The sequence below is a fragment of the Microcoleus sp. T2B6 genome (assembly GCF_036700475.1).
Taxonomy (GTDB): Bacteria; Cyanobacteriota; Cyanobacteriia; order Cyanobacteriales; family Microcoleaceae; genus Microcoleus.
Genome location: NZ_JAUBOZ010000045.1, coordinates 46210 through 63222, shown reverse-complemented (window position 1 = coordinate 63222; position 17013 = coordinate 46210). Strand labels below are relative to the sequence as shown.

The window sequence follows — 17013 nt, the reverse complement described above, 5'->3', positions numbered from 1 at the left end:
TTCTACATTCGCGAATAGCGAATAATTGAGATGTGGCGACTTTAATTTAATGTTCGGCGCTCGTTGAAGGGCGTGAGCTATTTCGGGAGTACAGCGATCGCTTGTGCTGAGAAAGCGGTTGTAGGAGCGAGCGATTTGCGATCGCACCATCCATTTCATTCACTCGGCTGTAACTTTCCTCGCATCTGTATAAATATATCGCCCAACATTGCTATTGCTACTGCCCATACCTGCTTTTCGTATGTGCGCCTGTAGAAGTTTATGCTAATCCGCTTACAAGGACAAGCGCGATCGTATTGCATGGGAGTCAGTACCGATTGATGCAGTTGTTTTGCAGCCTGCATTAGTTTGATCGCCAGAACGCACAAGCCTTGCTGTTTTAAAGCCAAGTTGTGATCACAAAAACATTGCTTGCTATCGCTCATCCCTGTTCTTTTCCTTACTTTCCCAGCTTGCATAAATTTGCATAATTTTGCATAAATTTGCATTATTTTGAGTTTTTAGTTGCAAATACTGCCTCGACTTCAGCTAATAATTCAAGATGAGCTTGCATAGTTTTACTCAAAAAAACTCACAAAAACTCAAATTTATGCAAAATTATGCAAAAAAACTCATGAAAACTCAGTCTCAAAAAGTTAATTTTGAGGTTTTTTACTGTTCCGGTACACTTAAGATCAATTTAATAATTTAACAGCAAGCTCTACAATCCCAATTCAAGGAATAAGCTTGTAACTCGTGTCATTTAGAGCAAGCTGTACTTTCACAATTGAGCAAGCAGAACTAATCGAATAGGCTGTTAAGGCTGCTTTTTTAATAGCCGCCAAGTGATAGCCTTTCAGCTATTGCATATCAATCTATCGGTTGAATACCTAAAACGGACGTTGTCCTAGATTTGCCTCCAGCTTGCGAATAATTTCTGTCTTTTCTCTCAACTGGTTGCCGTATCCGTCGCACCGCTCGGTTGCTTGCTTGAGGTCAGATTGCAAGCGCTGGATTATGGTGTAATTTTGGTCAAGTTTTGAGGCCTCTGCAATTAGAGCAGAGGCAAAAGCATAGAAGCGACCGCGATTCTCACCCTTCCTAAACTTCCACCCACCCACAGAGGGCATCTCAAAAAGATTATCCCTCGCTGCATAGAGGTCGGGTAGCTCTGGCTGTTGTGCTGGCATCTCTGGCAACAGTTCTAAAATTGCCTCCACATCTGCCAAATCAGCCCTGGACTTTTTGCGATCGCTCTTGAGTTGGTTGAGCAGAGTTCCCGCGTCTGGTAAGGGTTTGAAGTGCTACTTTGCGGTTGATGACAGCTTCGCTATTTTTAGGCCAGCCAGGAGCGATCCCGTTGGTGTACAGGTCGCCTTGGGTACTCGGCATCGGAGCATTGCACGACGCAAGCCAGTTGGTGCAGTTCGGTATTGGCTAAGAGTTGAATAGGTTGGTGGGAGAAATGCTGGTAATTAGTCTGTTGCCCCGCGCTCGCTTTTATTACCACCATCCTAATACCGATAAATCTGTTTATACGCCAGAACAATTGGGCAGAATAGTGTGGTACTATGCTATTAGACTCATGTTATTCAACCACCCCTGCACTGAAAGTCACCTGAAATGTCTGATTATTAACAGCAGTAAACTTCTGCTCGCCCCAGGTTTTTAGGAAGTCATTCAGCCGCTTTGCACACAAATCTCGCGTTATCCCATATATACCTAAAACAAATTCCTCGCCGCCCCAACGACCTACTATATCATCAGACCGAAAGAACTGCTTTAAGTGTTTTCCCAAAACGGAAAGAACTCTATCTCCTGCCTCATGGCCGTATCGATCGTTAACGTGCTTGAAGCGATCTAAATCCAGAATAAAACACAATGGCTGATTTTGATGTTCTCCCAGATGTAATAATCGCCCTAGTTCCTGAATGGATTTACGCCGAGTAGCAGTGCCGGTTAGTTCATCAATTTCTGCAAATCTGGACTGTGGCTTGCGTTCTTAGTCAGTCCTAATGTTAAGAAATGTTTCGCCAACAGTATCGGATCTCGGCTCAATCCCTATCGGATACAAGTGATATGACCAAATCAAATCTCTAGATTGGCAAACCCGCAATGCCGAGTTTATTGGCAAAGCCCCACCGACTTTAACGGCTGAAGTCATTGCAAAACTCAAAACCCTCTTGCCATCATGATTGTTGCCCCTAAATGAGTTAAAGATTACTGGATGAACCCTTTAGAACAGCGAGATTTAGTCAAAGAGCTACGAGGAGCACTCAACGGCTACCACAGAGTCGGAAGATTTCCTGATGCTGTAGTTCATGCTGCTGCTCTATTATTCTTACGGTGGGTAGACTTTTACGAAGAAGAACAAAATGCAATCGCTGAATTTGATGGATTGCATTACACAAATGCACTACCGGACTATTTACGTTGGTCTAAATTGCGCCAACAAAATTTTCAAATCTTTATCAAAATCTTTCAATACAATCTTGTTCCCTCTTTAAAATCTGCTATTTCAACACCCCTTGGGCAACAGCTTTACCGCATCGGTATTGCTCTTGAACAAATTGGAGTTGAGCAATCTGAATCATTAACTACCCTAGAACCAGTCTTCGAGCTTTTTCGCTGGATCGATTCTTTGCCTTTTGACTCAGCAGACGATCGCGCTAATGCTGGAACTATCCTAGAAGCTTTGATCTCAGACTCTATGGGTGGTAGAAGTACAGGGCAATTTACCACCCCACAACCAGTTGCTGATCTTATGGTTGCACTTGCCGATCCGAAACCAGGCGATCGTATCTACGATCCTTGCTTTGGTATGGGCGGATTGCTTGTCACTTGTACTCGTCACTTGCAGGATCAAGCTAAGTTTCTTCCTCCCCGAAACTGGTTGGGGATTCAGGAGAATAGCATTTTTGGGGTCGAAATCAACCCTGTTGCCTACGCAGTTGGACTAACCCGCATTGTTCTAGCAGGCATTGATTGCCCTCGGCTTGAACTCGGCGACACTTTAGAGAGAACAGTGCGCCATAACCGAGCTTCTGAAGGGTTCGATCTAATCTTGGCGGTTCCACCTTGGGGACAACGATCATCTGCCTATGCTTATCGAAATGAATTCCCAATCCCTACCTCAACCACAGAAGCACTTTTTCTACAACACATTATGGCTTCTCTGCGTCCAGGTGGTCGAGCCGTCGTAGCCTTTCCAGATGGAATTCTCTTTCGTGCAGGTGCCGAAAAACAACTTCGTGAACGGCTACTGTCTGACTTCTATGTTGAAGGAATTCTAGCGTTACCTTCAGGTGCCTTTACCCCATTTACTGGACTTAACTCTAACCTCATAGTCTTTCGACGTGAGGAGCCTGCTTCTTCTGTGCGCTTTTTCTTAGTCGAAGATTTTCCGTCTGGACTACGAAAACGAGAACTCTTCTCACCTAGTGAACAACAATTATTGGCAAAGCGAGTTGCTCAGACATTTCATGATGGCAAATCTAGTACACATCTTTGGAGCACTTCAATCACCACTCTTGCTCAGCGAGACTGGGAACTGATTGTAAAGCGAACAGGAGATGATGCCTTAGCTGAACAGTTAAAAGCCCTAACTGAAACTGATCCAACTATTAAGCTGAGATCGCTTCAGCAAATTGCTGATATTTTCACAGGAATTTCTTATAACCAGTCTATTAGCACGAAAGATGCTAAAGCCCCTGACGCTGTAGCAGGGCTGCTTCGGGTTTCTGATGTGATAGGTGCTGGTGCTAAAGCTCCAGAACTCTTTCTGACTAAAGCTGGAGAAGCTAAGGCTAAAGAGAAGCACTACCTGCGTCCCTTTGATATTGTTGTTACAAAATCAGGGACGATCGGTAAAGTTGGTTTAATTTCAGATATTGCTGGAACAATAGGTGCGATCGCGACACAGGGTCTTGCCGTCATTCGCCCTAGAAAAGGTATTACGGCTCAATTTCTAGCTGAACTCTTACGTTCTCCTGCCTACCAATCTTGGTTGAAGGGGCACGCTCGTGGTGCCACTATTCAGCATCTTTCGATGGAGGCTTTAAGGGATCTGAAAATACCTGTACCCCCCCTTCAAATGCAAGCTCGGCTGTGGCAAGGTACTCAAGGACGGATTTCAGATGCTCTAAGTGCCTTGGTTCGCATGGTGATGGGTACTAGTGATGACCCTGTGTTGAACTGGCTTGAACAGTCCAAAGTAGTGCGAATGATCGCAGAAACCGAACAAGCCGGAAGTAGGGCAGAGCCACTGTGGTTTGATCGCTTTGGTAAAGAACTTTATGACCTTAGAAACCGAGTAGTGCATGGGCTAGAAGGAACGTTCTCTCCAGAGATTATACCTTGGTTAGTTACTGCCGCTACTGCTGCTGCTTCTCTTAGAGGGTTTCATGAAATTCCGGATGGAACAGGTCGTGTAGCAGTGTTGGAAAATGCTCATCGTAGGATGAGAGATGCATTTGAATTGCTGGGTAGTACCTCTCTTGCTGTAGTGGAAAGAGCAAGAGAAGTTAGTCTTAATGTGACTAAGCTAATTGCTCGTGAGGTTGAATCAATCTTGTCAGTAGTCGAAATTGCAACACGGCTCGCTCCATCAAGCGTTGTTGTTGGGATACCTAACGAAGTTTCCCTAAACATCCGAAATGCATCTTCAATCGCAATTAGGAATTTACAAATTCAGACTAACCCAGCAGTCGGAAGTGGAAAGGTAGCATACCTTCAAGATGGCAGTGAGGTTAAGTTTCCTCTGCTTATAGAACCGCAGCAGGCATTTGGTACGTTCAATTTCAACATGATATGGACGGCATCCCGCTTAGATGGGACAACTATGCACGAAGAAGTACCTTTAACCCTTGCGATTCGATCAACACTCAACTCAGCATTAACTAGTGAGTTAGGAACTAGCCCTTACATCGTGGGTAGTCCAGTTGACCGGGAAGAAATGTTTTTTGGTCGAAACGATGTCATTCAACGAATTAAAGGACAACTTTCAGCCAGCAAGCGCGCAAATGTAATTCTTTTTGAAGGTAATCGACGCACCGGCAAAACCTCTATCCTCAAACAACTTCAAAAACCTGGAGTTCTACCAGACTGGATTCCAGTAGACTGCTCTTTTCAAGGTGCAGAGGGACATCAGAGCCAGGTAGGGATAAAAACCCAGGATGTTTACCGTCTGATGGCTCGTAAAATCGGGTGGGCTTGCCATGACGCTGGTGTTAATGTTTGGTTGCCTGGGCAAACCGAAGGAGCAAACAATAAACCGTTCAAACCACAGTTTACCTCAGGCTTAAGCAAAGTTTTTTCCACCGAGCATCCTTTTGAGACCTTTGAACTCTATCTACAATCCGTGCTGGAAGCCATCCAACCCCGTCGGCTTCTCCTAATGCTGGATGAGTTTGACAAGCTCCAGGAGGGTATTGATTCTGGAGTGACCAGCCCGCAAGTTCCAGAAAATATTCGTTACTTGCTGCATGAGTACCCCAATTTATCAGCAATCATCACAGGTTCTCGCAGGCTCAAACGGCTTCGAGAAGAGTACTGGTCGGCTTTGTTTGGCATTGGATATCGAATTGGAATTAGCGATTTACCTGTGGAAGCCGCAAGGGCACTCGTCACTGAGCCCGTAGAAGGCAGGCTTCTCTATTTAACCGAAGCTAGAGATCGCATTGTAGAGCTTTGTGCTCGTCAACCTTTTTTAGTCCAGTCACTCTGCAATCACGTCTTTGAGAATGCCGCCCGAACTGGCGATCGCACGATCACTCCATCACATATTGAAAAAGCCATTGAGGAAATGGCAGGGGACAACGAACATTTTCAAACCTTATGGGGATATGCCGGGAAAGAACGCAGACGGGTAATTTTGGCACTTTGTGAGCAATTGGCTGAAGGGGACGATCCCGTCAACCTTGAGTTACTTGAGGTGAAGTTTGAGGAATTGGGGATTCCTATTCCTAGGCGGGTTGGACTGGGTGCGGACTTGGAATTCCTTAGGGAACTTGAACTGATAGAACTTGACTCGTCAGACCGCCAGGGTGCCTACACTCTTGCAATTCCCCTGATGGCAGAGTGGATTCGGAGAAATGTTGATTTTGCTGATCTACAGCGTAAAGCCGTGAAAGAGGCGGAGGAGGAAGTATGATTATTTCATATCAAGTACTGGGAGTAAATGTTCCTTCTTTTTTGGGACGTGAAAATTTACTGAAGAATCTGGAACGCCAACTCCTAAAACCTACACCTGATCATGTCTGTGTCGTTGGTCCTGCACGATATGGAAAAAGTGTTTTACTTCATCATCTGGCACAGAGATACCGTCAAGGTAATGAATCCTATATCGCGGCTGTCTATCTTGACTTAAGACATTCTCCCCCAAGTACCGACGAGGATTTCAAACAACGCCTTGCTAGAGAGTTAAAGACGACGTTATCCGAAATCAGCTCAGATTTAGCTGCTTACTTAGAGCCAGATGAGAACAGCAGTATATACGAGCTTTTAGATTTGGTCTTTGAGGATTTGGATAGTAAGGGCGATCGCTTACTTGTAATCCTTGATGGCTTTGATCATGTTCTTAAAGAGGCAGGAATTACCAGAAATTTATGGGATCAGCTAAGGAACTTAGCTCAACATAGCAGTCTGCGTCTAGTCACTGGTAGTCGTCTGCATCTGCGTAACCTGCGCGATCTCATGCCAACAGATTCCCGCGTCTCAGACTTCTGGGAAATTTTTAATCCAATGCCCCTGCTAGTGGGAAAATTAGAGGACTCAGATTGGGATGGCTTTCTGCTGCCTTTGAATGTCAGAAATATTTTGCTTGATAATTCTGCCCGTAAAGAAGTCAGCAATTGGACTGGTGGAATTCCAATTCTTGCGGTCGCTCTTCTTAGAGAATTAGCTGAAAAGTTTGAAGATGGAACTAACCTCACTAAAAGTGACATTGATACAGTTTGTGAGGTAATGATTGCTAGCCATCGTCAACTTTTAGAGGATTTATGGGATGACTGTACGGATGAGATGAGGGAGGATTTAGCTAGAGCAGCTATAGAAGATATAGACGCAAATACGCTACCTCACGAACGAAAGACTGCATTGCAACAACGTGGTTTCCTTCAGTTTTCCAGCAATAAACTTAAATCAAGCTGCCGCCTCATGCAAAAATATGCTGAATTGCGAGCACCAAGCGTCAAAGAGCTACGCCGTTTATTTCAAACCAACAAGGATTTTGAGACAAACATTCAAGAAGTTTTAGAATTACGGCTCAGCCAAATTCAAGGCTGCGATCCACATCTGTTTGAGTTAATTAGAAAAGCAATTCGAGACATATCCCCAAATCCAGTAGACGCTACAAATTGGATGCGTCGTGTCGTAAATCGCGCTCTAGATATTATCTGGTTCCATGAGTTACCACCTAATCGAAGTTTGCCTAACTGCTGGATTACTGAATGGCAATCTAAAGCAATTAACTTTCCTAGTGATGGAGGCAAACTTCCTGCAAGCCCCTGGGCACAATGCATTATCTTACAGTTAATAACTGGTTCACGACAGGAACTTAATCCAATCTCCAAATACGTCACTAAGCCCACCTATCTCTTGGTTAACCATATCCGTGAAGTAGCTGATTTTGGACAACATACAACCGCCCGTGACAAAGTGACAGTCGGTATCGCCAGTGCTTATTGCCTATCGGCAATCAGTCTATGTGAGAGCCTCATTAATGATTTGCCTACATGAGTAGAACTAGCAACCAAATCAATTAGCTTTTGTAGCCTACAAGAAAACCTAGACACCACAACCAGTAGTTGTAGCGACCTGCAATCATAAACGCTCAAACCTGCAATCAAAACATTTCTCAGCCAGGATTAACTGCAACTATAATTGTGTTTCAGCCTTAATTTGGTCTGAAGTTTTGATTCAGTTTCATTTAATGTGGTCTCGGAAAAATCCTGATTGCGGTCTTGAGCGATTATGATTGCGGTCTCCTACAATTAACCTGTAAGCAGATTATTTAATAAGTGGCTATTGAGTTATGTGAGACGGCTTGTTTATCCGCCTTATTTTTTAAGAAAAGATGTCAAATGGGTTCTATATTGTCGCCTGGGTGAAATAGCAGCAAGGCGATCGCCACTAGCAGGTCCAGAAATAGCGAAGATACTGTTGGCGAAAGTAATACAAGGCATCTTAACGTAGAGTATTACTAACCCCCAAAGCCAAGATTTCTTGTCATTGTAGCACGATTAATTACATAAAAGATTGCTTTTGCCAACAGTATCGACTGCTCATTTACCCCCGTTAGCCTGATGGTTTTGTCCAAAGTTCAATTCTAAAGCAGTGGCTCATTCAGAAGCCGCCACGTCGAATTAACCAGTGAGTTGTGACTCTGACGCTGGTCATTAACAGCTTTAAAGGTTTGGATAATAGGCGTAAGGCAACGCTTAGCATCTTCATAGCCTCGCTGTTTGAGTTCTGCGATGCGTTCGGCGCTAAAGTCCAACCAACTATCAACCAAGCCGATGAGCGGTGTATCAGACTTGTTAATTCGCTGTTCTGGCCTAATTTCAATAATGGTCTGGTCTGGGAAGTCGTAGCGATTCCATACCGACCCGTTTTGCAGGTGAATGACGATCGCACTCGTTATGCCCCGCGCTGCCAACGCTCTTAGCGGGACATTATCAGCCAAACCCCCGTCCACATAAGCCTTACCATTGACTTCGCGGCTGGGAAATGCCAGAGGAAGGGCAGCACTGGCAAGAAGTAAATTGTAGATGGCCTCTTCATCAGTCAAATCCTGTACGCAGAGCCAGTGGGCATCCGTGCCAGTACGAGCGCGGACGAAATCAATCAACCAGTCGTATCCTAAACCTGGAATTTTCAGAGAAGGAAAGACTGTCACCCATAACTCGATGCCCCGTTGCAATTGGGCTGGCTTTACGACTTCGTATAATAGCTGCTCAATTGGCTCTGGGTCAAAAATGGCGGTACGGTCTTTTACTATCCCTTCCGACACCAGGAAATCAAGCATCCACCCCCGCAGGGTTGGGACAAAAGTTTGGGCTGCGTAGCTTATGGTATGGAGCAAGGCACCAGTATTCGGGCGAAGGATTGGGGCAGTCCCCAACTGTTCCCATAGTTCGTTCAAACGACGAACACCCTGTTGGAATGACCCGTGAGATGACAAAACAGCACCGTTAAGAGCGCCAATACTTGTTCCGGCAATGATTTGGGGTTCTATTCCGAGTTCGGCAAGATACTTAAGAGCGCCCGCATGGTAGGCTCCTTTAGCACCGCCACCAGTAAGTACAAGTCCAAAGTCGGGAGTAGCTGATTTCATGTTCTTTCAACTCCTGGCTGTCATAGCTAAACAATCATTGGCAGTTTCTTCAACCACAGCAGTGACGAATTCCCGTGCGTCAGTGGTGCGAGAGATGGAATCAATTTGGGTGCGACAGAGTGCCAGAGCGCACTGTCCGGGTTTTGCAGGTCTAGCTTCTTCTGGAAGGGTTGCCAGTTCCAGGGTTGTACCGATGGTAAACAGAAGGGGTGTATTCAGGAGCCGATGTTTTGGAACCGAGCGAATTTCTAGTAAGGCTGCTGTAAGAACGAGATCGCTCTCTCCCATTTCACCCCAAGAGCTATCTAACAAGTCAGCCAGCCCAAAAAAACTTTTAGGCATCTGGAAGCTGGTAGACAGTATTTTATTCACGAGTAACGGACGAAACCGGGTTGTATCGCCAGTTTCTAATTCATAGATCGCGACCGAACTGCTAAAGACTTCCCGCGCTAACAAGACAACTTGCACAGGCCAAGGTAGCTTAGTATAGGTTTGTTCTGCTGCCCAAGCTGTTACAATTCTGTCTAAATCCTCATTAGCAGCAACCCGCACCTCTAACGAACGCACTCGCGCTTCTAATTGGTTGAGTCTTGTACCAACTTGTTGAGCGAGTCGCTCGAACTGTTTGCTGAGTGCTAGCAGGGCTTGTTTTTGTTCTTGTAAGCTTCGCTTTTGTTGGCGAATGGCATCCCGCGCTTCTAGTAAAGATTGCTGGGTAACTTCCAAGGCAACTTGACTAATGCGAAGGGAATCACTCAGTTCTAGTACCCACTGATGTAGGGCTTCTTGACCTGCAATGAGGTTGCCATCGAGGAGGATTTGGCGTTGGCGATCGCTTCCATCCAATGTGTCCATCAATCGACCAAAAAAACCTCGATTCTTGCGATAGCGGATGATGTCTTTACTGACTTGAATACCATTAACCAGGTCAATTAGGGCTTTGTCACCAACAACAGGGATTCGGTGCTGAAGTTCTTCCAGATGGCGTGTAGACGGGCTTGGAGAACCAGTGGGGGGTTTCTGTAAACCAAATTGTTCAGAATAAAAAGTATTAGACATTGGTTCGATATCAGTTAACTTGTGCTGTTTAATGGAGTACCTATAGTTGGATTAATTCTTTAAATAGATTTTCCATATCTATTTTAAATTCTTGCTCTAAATACTCATTAGCCCGCTGCTTTAGTCTTTCACCTCTTTGCTCAATTAATTGGTTAACCTGTTCGCTCAGTTCTGATAAAGAAACAGCATATTTAACCGCCGTTGTTCGATTCATTTTAATTAAGCTCAATCTACCCCACGCTTTTACTTGTTTCTTTTGATATTTCTCTACTGACTCGATTTCAGTCCTGAATTGACTTCCCCAAATTTTTATTCCATCTGGTTTAATAAAAATATTTGGTGAACTGCTATTTGAAGAAAAGTTATTTTGAAAGTAGTCTCTTACTTTTTTGCTAAACTTAGAAATTTCCTCTTCTAACCTATTTTGTAACTCTTGCCGCTTCTGCTCTAACTTTATACTGATATCTTGGGAGCTTACTTCTATTAAATTATCTAATTTTTCCTTGGTATAGTTCAAAGCATAATCATAAAATTTTTCTGCCTCTTCAGGAGTTTTTAAATAGACTACTCCTGTGGGAGCAAACTGTAATCTAGATAGTAGCCAACGGCCAAAACGCTGTACGATATGAGCTTGGGGAAAGCGTTCTAAGTTATTCAATTTCACAAAAAAAGATGTAGCATATCTTGTGATAACGCTAGCTCGCTGGTACTCTTCATAGAAGAAATATTTTTCCAAATTTACCAAAGTTTTATTCTTGATAATTTCCAAGTCTTCCCGAATTTGTTCGTGGAGTAAAGGTTTAATTTCCTCCAACTCAATCAAACTTTTACGCCATAGGTCAATTAAAATCAAATCCTCAGCTATACTTCTAGCTTCCGACCTAAAACGTTTAGCAGGTTTGGTCACAGAGCTAGGCAGAGATCGAGCTTCATTACAAAGTTGTAAAAGGCGACTATTACTAATATTTAGTGCTGATTTCATGCACCGGGGGGCAGCGCGTTCAATCAGAGCATCAATTGCTGTTTCTAAGAAAGGAGCGAAGCTTGATTTTTTCCAAAGCTTTTGAGCTTTTTGCTGTAACTCTTCTACCGTTGCATCTTCTAGGTCTTCTTCCCAATCTACCCCGAATACTTCTTGAGCTAAAGGACGTGCTGTTTGTAATTTGGTCACTGCTATACGCGGATGCTGCTGCAACTCCATAAAAAAGTTAGCCGCCGCGAATGCAAATCTTGCAGATATTTCAAATACCCGTTCGGTATCATCTGCATCACCGATGCCTAATTCAGATGCCACAAACCGCCGCACTTGTTCTGGAGTCATATCTCCTTCTCGGCGTTGGTCAACTTTATTGATTAAAACATACAGGTTTTCCTTACCCCTTAACTCGATTGCTTTCTGTACCTCTTCTTTTATTTGTTCGGCTGCTTGCGTTTTGAGTTGGGTGAAGTCCAGAACAATCAATACCATTGAACTTTTTTGTAGTTGTTGTTCTACAACAGCCGCTAGCCGATGTGTCCCCGCCTCATTTGGCCCTGGCGTATCGACAATTACTAAATTTCCAAGCTGTTCCGGTTGGACAATTTTCTGAGAAGTTCGCCAAAAAGGTGTGTGCAAGCGCGGGAAATCAGTGAGAGATTCCAAAGGCTCTATTTGTGGTGTAATTAGGTGGCACAATCGGCTAATATCGTTCAGGTGAGTCAGTGTTTGGTTGACAGCTTTACACCCTGAAGCTTTGGCAAGCAGGGCAAAATTTTCCTGAAAAAATATTGTTTGTATTAACTTTGCCAGATGCGGATATTGATTAGTTTGTTCGAGTATTGGTTCAATACCGGATTCAGTAATGGAATGCCTCAACGCCAACCACGTCTGCTCAAATGTTGAGAGAAATTGGCTGCTTAGGATTAAAACTGGCTCTTTTAGTTTGGCATTCAATAAAATCTCAGTGGGAAGCATTGTCATTGCCGCATTGCGACTTGGCAGTAAAGGCTGACCGATAATGGCGTTAATAATGGTGGATTTACCAGCCTTCATCGGTGCGACAATCGCCAGTTTCAGTTTTAGGTCTTGTACATTACGGCTAGCTTGAACAATTTCCTGCTGAAATTTTATATACTTCTGGCTAGCTTCATCAGAGCCAACTGCTACACTGGTCTGATACATCAGGTCGCTGATTTTACCCAGCAACTCGATAACGTTTCTCTGTAGAGAGCAAAGATGAAATTTCAGCGCCTCAGAATCTACCGGGTTTTCTTTCATTTTGTCTTTTCCATCAATTCCATAGTGTATTTCAGATAGTTGTCTGCCTTTTCAACATATCTGGTAGCTTCTGGCACTAAAGAACTAAGTTCGCCCACCAATTTCTCTTTTTCTTCAAGAGAAAGCCGTTGGTCATTTTGTGCTTGTTTTAAACTATTTCGGTAGTTACCTAAATAGTCTTCCAGAGCTTTAAAAAATTCACTAACTCGTTCTTGGAAATCTTCGTCAAGGTATTTATTTATTCCCTGGCTTATACTATTAATACCGGTTTCAATGGATTGGTTTACATCCTTAATTAACTCATCCAAAGAAATACTGTAATAACTCTCTTGTTTGTCAGCCCGCTTTACTTTTACTTTCTCTTCATAAGGAACAATCCAAAGCCAATGCCACAAATCACGTTTTTTTACTGTTTTTTCCTCATATCCCTGATCCACATAACGAGTTTTAGTATTGACACGAGGTTTAACCAACTGTAATTCGTCAGCTTTTAAAGCAGGTTGTGGTAACGAAAGATTTACATTAAAAGCTTCATTTAGACGAGTTCTCGCTCTTTCAATTATGGGCTTTGTCTCTTTTTCTAAAAAGTTGGACAAACCCGTGCGTGCTAGTTCAATTTCTTTGGCTGTTTCTTGACGAACTCCCGATAGCAAGCTGTCAGCCCTTTGCTTAGCGTATGTAATTGCTTGATTAGCAAATTCTTCTGCTTCTGCTTGAGTCTTAAATTCAAACAATCCAGAAGGTTTAAACTCAAACGCTGACTTCATTCGTTTAGAAACCCATTTAGGGAAAAACTCAAAGTCAGCTAGTGGAGTCAGCAACCAATTTCTTGCTTCTATATCTTTTTGCTTGAGCCAGTCAGACCGTTGATATTCCTCTTTTACACAATAGTCTTCAAGGCTAACTTTAGCGGCTTTTTTGAGGTCTTGAAGAATTTTTTGGAGATTTCGATTGAGTTGTGTCTTAATTATGTCTACTTCCTGCAAGCGTGTACGACAAGCTTCAAGACTTTTCAAATCTGTTTCTAATGAGCCAACTTCACGTTGTAGTTTCTCTGCATCTTGGGCAATGGCACGACTGCGGAGTTCTACATCATCCCGTAGTTCTACAAGTCGGCTACGACTGAGTTTGAGAGCAGAACTCATACATTGAGGAGCCGCTCGTTCTATCAGTGCCTTTATTGCTTTTTCTAAAAACAGGTCAAAGCCTGATTTTTTCCATAGTCTTTGAGCTTTTTTCTGTAATTCTTCTATCGTTGCGTCTTCCAGGTCATCTTCCCAATCAATACCGAAAACTTCTTGAGCCAAAGCGCGTCCTGTTTGCATCTGTTTAGGTGGTACAGTTGGATTTAGCTCTAGTTCCTGCATGAAGTTAGCCGCGACAAACGCTCTCCTACCAGCTATTTCAAACACCCGCTCGTCATCGCTAGGATCTCCAATGCCGAATTCAGCTGCCACAAACTGCCTCACCTGTTCCGGGGTCATGTCTCCTTCTCGGCGTTGGTCAACCTTATTAATTAAGACGTAAAGGTTTTCTTTACCTCGTAAATCAATTACCTTTTGAACGTCCTTCTTCACTTTTTCTGCTGCTTCCGTTTTTAGCTGCGTGAAATCAAGGACAATTAAAACAATTGAGCTTTTGCGAAGTTGCTCTTCTACTACCGCTGCTAGTTTGAGGTTTTCTCCTGCTTCATTTGGCCCCGGTGTATCGACAATCGCGAGGTTTCCCAGCTTTTCTGATTTCTCAGCTTCTTGAGATCGCCGGAAGGGAGTCTCAATGCAAGGTACATCCGTAAGTTGTGCTAAAGGATCGCTTAATGGAGCTATTAAACTACACAGACGGATAATATCGTTTAAACCTGTCAGAGCTTTGACAATCTGCTCGCGCCCAGAAGTCTTTGGACTGGTTAATAAGCCCCACCTTCCATCCCGAATTTGCTCTGATAACTCGTTTAAATGAGGGTATTGCTCCATCTTTTTCCCAATTCCCTCAGTACCTAGTTCCCGAATTTGGCACTGGATAGTGAGAAGTGTTTCTTGGAATACGGTTAAAATTTCAGGACTTAGCCTCAAAGCTGGCTCTAGTAACTCTGCATTAAAGACAATCTCAGTAGGAAGTGTTGTCATTGCAGCGTTACGGCTGGGCAGGATATCCTGACCGACAATGGCATTGACAATCGTAGATTTGCCAGCCTTCATCGGCGCGACAATGGCCATCCTCAATTCCAGTTTGTCCACATTCCGGTTAGCATCATCCACTTCCTTTTTGAAGGCTGCATATTTTTTACTATCCCGATCTGAGCTAAGGGCTGTACTGGCGCGATACATCAGGGTGCTGATTTGCCCCAGTAACTCGATAACGTCTGTTTGCAGATATTGGACATTTGGCTTGAGCGGATTGGAAGTCATTTGGTCAGCCTTGTTGAGTGGTGAAGAAATACAGCCCTGGGAGGAGCTTTTCTTAGAATTCCCAGAAAACTCAGCCAGGATTAACTGCAACTATAATTGTGTTTCAGCCAGGATTAATTGTAACAGAGCCAGGATTAACTGCAACCGAGACTGCAATCATCCACTTCAGCCAGGATTAAGGGTCTTGGCAACTTTTGGTGATCGGAACCAATGGCGAAGAGCGATCGCATCAAACTCATATTGTCCCGGCTGAGATGTCCGGCTATTGAACGAAGTCCATCCTTGTCATTTCAAGAGTAGCGATCGCAATACTCCTTGTCTGTGCGCCTTACCTCCGTAATCTTTGTGACCCATGTAGATATGTCAGAGTAGCGTGAGCCAACTGCAAGCGATCGTCAATGCCACACAGTCACTCATGTAGTATTGAAATGTACTCACCAAATAATTCTTAAACCCTCTTATAATTGAGTGTTATTAAGCACTCTAAATGAATATTACATTGGCAGAAATTATTCCCAGTTTACTACCCAGCCCCGAAATTTTACAATTAAATAGCTGGGAGTTGGACAAAACAGCAACTCAGATCGCAGTCAATGTCACTTCTGTCCAAAATCCAGTCAGATGTCCGGTTTGTTTAGCAGTAAGTCATCGCATTCACAGCCAATATAAACGAAAATTAAGTGATTTATCTTGGGCTAATTTTCGAGTCACTTTACAGTTAAATGTCCGAAAGTTTTTCTGTATCAATCCCCGATGTCTGCGCCGCATATTTGCGGAAAGAATTACAGATGTAGCAGCAACATGGGCAAGAAAAACGCAACGATTAACTCAACATTTAACAGCTATTGGTTTATCTTTAGCTGGGAATGCCGGAGTTAGATTAAGCCAATATTTCGGCTTCAAACTAAGTCGCAATACTCTATTAAACTTAGTGCGTAGAATTCCGCTAGCACCAATTCAAACCCCTCGAATTCTGGGAGTTGATGACTTTGCTTTTCGTAAACGCCACACCTATGGCTCTATATTAGTTGACCTTGAAAAAAGTCAACCCATAGCCATTCTCAAAGACCGTGAAGCCGAAACCCTAGCCGATTGGTTAAAAGAACATCCCGGTGTAGAAATAGTCTCACGCGATCGCTCCCGAACTTATGAAAAAGGTGTTCTGCAAGGAGCCCCCAATGCCATTCAAGTTGCTGACCGTTTTCATATTTTACAAAACCTCGCAGAAGCACTCGCGCAAGTATTTGGCAGCCAGCTAAAAACCCTTAAAGAGGTGGAAAAACTACACACTGGTTCCCCAGCCAGTGATGCTAATCAAACTGAAATCGTCCCTTTACCTCCGGCATCAAATCAGACCAAAAAAGAAGTATCAAAAGCGATTCAACGTCGAGAAAGAAGAGTTATTATTCATCAACAAGTGTGGGAGTTACGTCGTCAAGCTTTGTCAGGAAAAGCAATTGCCAAAAAATTAGGTATTGGTTGCACTACCGTGTTCCGGTACTTGCGGCATTCAACATTTCAAGAACGCAACGGTCGTAGCGATCGACGACGTAGCAAGCTAGATCCCTATAAAGATTATCTCCTTGAACAATGGAATCAAAAGTGTTATGATACAAAAAAACTATTTGAAGACATTCAAAAACTATGATTATGTTAAAGCGGGTGTGACTTTATCTGTAAGTAATGGCCCGGTTTAAGGACATATTAATCGATTAAAAATGCTGAAACGACAAATGTATGGTCGCGCTAGTATTGATTTATTAAGTCGCCGATTTTTAATCAAGATGTAAAGGGTTTTTCTCTCCCTAGAAGCAGTTTGAAAAACTGCGATCGCCATTCGCGATTGGTTCCGATCACCAAAAGTTGCCAAGACCCGTAATGTGGTTTCTTCTGCACTGAATGTGGTTTTGAGACTCCCGATGAGTGGCAGTTAATGTGGTTTCAAAAATCCCCTTTTTGCAGTTTTGACCTCTGCT

At 43.5% G+C, this 17013-nt stretch carries 11 protein-coding genes; 3 read left to right on the top strand and 8 right to left on the bottom strand.

The window, feature by feature from the left end:
- Window positions 1-155 precede the first annotated feature (155 nt).
- The 4 genes from QUA00_RS19930 to QUA00_RS19915 form a co-directional block, all read right to left on the bottom strand.
- The gene (locus QUA00_RS19930; RefSeq protein WP_333410891.1) at window positions 156-425 is read right to left on the bottom strand and encodes a hypothetical protein; all 270 of its coding nucleotides are present in this window, start codon (window positions 423-425) and stop codon (window positions 156-158) included.
- Between the two features lie 444 nt (window positions 426-869).
- Window positions 870-1199, bottom strand: coding sequence for a hypothetical protein (locus QUA00_RS19925; protein ID WP_333305020.1), 330 nt, complete (start codon window positions 1197-1199; stop codon window positions 870-872).
- Window positions 1200-1209: 10 nt separating this feature from the next.
- On the bottom strand, window positions 1210-1371 hold the full coding sequence (locus tag QUA00_RS19920) for a hypothetical protein (RefSeq protein ID WP_333304888.1): 162 nt from the start codon (window positions 1369-1371) through the stop codon (window positions 1210-1212).
- A gap of 196 nt (window positions 1372-1567) precedes the next feature.
- Window positions 1568-1951: a GGDEF domain-containing protein gene (locus tag QUA00_RS19915; protein ID WP_333410892.1), complete on the bottom strand. Its 384-nt coding sequence runs from the start codon at window positions 1949-1951 to the stop codon at window positions 1568-1570.
- 255 nt (window positions 1952-2206) lie between these two features.
- Between QUA00_RS19915 and QUA00_RS19910 the strand changes: the two genes are divergently transcribed.
- Together QUA00_RS19910 and QUA00_RS19905 are read left to right on the top strand one after the other, a co-directional pair.
- Window positions 2207-6130: an N-6 DNA methylase gene (locus QUA00_RS19910; RefSeq protein WP_333410890.1), complete on the top strand. Its 3924-nt coding sequence runs from the start codon at window positions 2207-2209 to the stop codon at window positions 6128-6130.
- The gene (locus QUA00_RS19905; RefSeq protein ID WP_333410889.1) at window positions 6127-7716 is read left to right on the top strand and encodes an ATP-binding protein; all 1590 of its coding nucleotides are present in this window, start codon (window positions 6127-6129) and stop codon (window positions 7714-7716) included. Before QUA00_RS19910 ends, QUA00_RS19905 begins: the two co-directional genes overlap by 4 nt.
- A gap of 589 nt (window positions 7717-8305) precedes the next feature.
- Here the strand turns inward: QUA00_RS19905 and QUA00_RS19900 are convergent.
- From QUA00_RS19900 to QUA00_RS19885, 4 genes are read right to left on the bottom strand one after another with little or no spacing between them, the layout of a single operon-like run.
- A complete protein-coding gene (locus QUA00_RS19900) occupies window positions 8306-9313 on the bottom strand; it encodes a patatin-like phospholipase family protein (protein WP_333304895.1) in 1008 nt (335 codons plus the stop codon).
- A gap of 6 nt (window positions 9314-9319) precedes the next feature.
- A complete protein-coding gene (locus QUA00_RS19895) occupies window positions 9320-10372 on the bottom strand; it encodes a diguanylate cyclase regulator RdcB family protein (protein WP_333304897.1) in 1053 nt (350 codons plus the stop codon).
- Window positions 10373-10412: 40 nt separating this feature from the next.
- Window positions 10413-12629, bottom strand: coding sequence for a dynamin family protein (locus tag QUA00_RS19890; protein ID WP_333410888.1), 2217 nt, complete (start codon window positions 12627-12629; stop codon window positions 10413-10415).
- Entirely contained in the window at window positions 12626-15037 is a 2412-nt protein-coding gene (locus tag QUA00_RS19885) for a dynamin family protein (protein WP_333410887.1), read from the bottom strand. The genes QUA00_RS19890 and QUA00_RS19885 overlap by 4 nt, the downstream gene beginning before the upstream one ends.
- A 487-nt stretch (window positions 15038-15524) precedes the next feature.
- On the opposite strand from QUA00_RS19885, the gene QUA00_RS19880 reads away from it, so the two are divergent.
- A complete protein-coding gene (locus tag QUA00_RS19880; RefSeq protein ID WP_445300644.1) occupies window positions 15525-16685 on the top strand; it encodes an ISL3 family transposase in 1161 nt (386 codons plus the stop codon).
- Window positions 16686-17013: the final 328 nt, after the last annotated feature.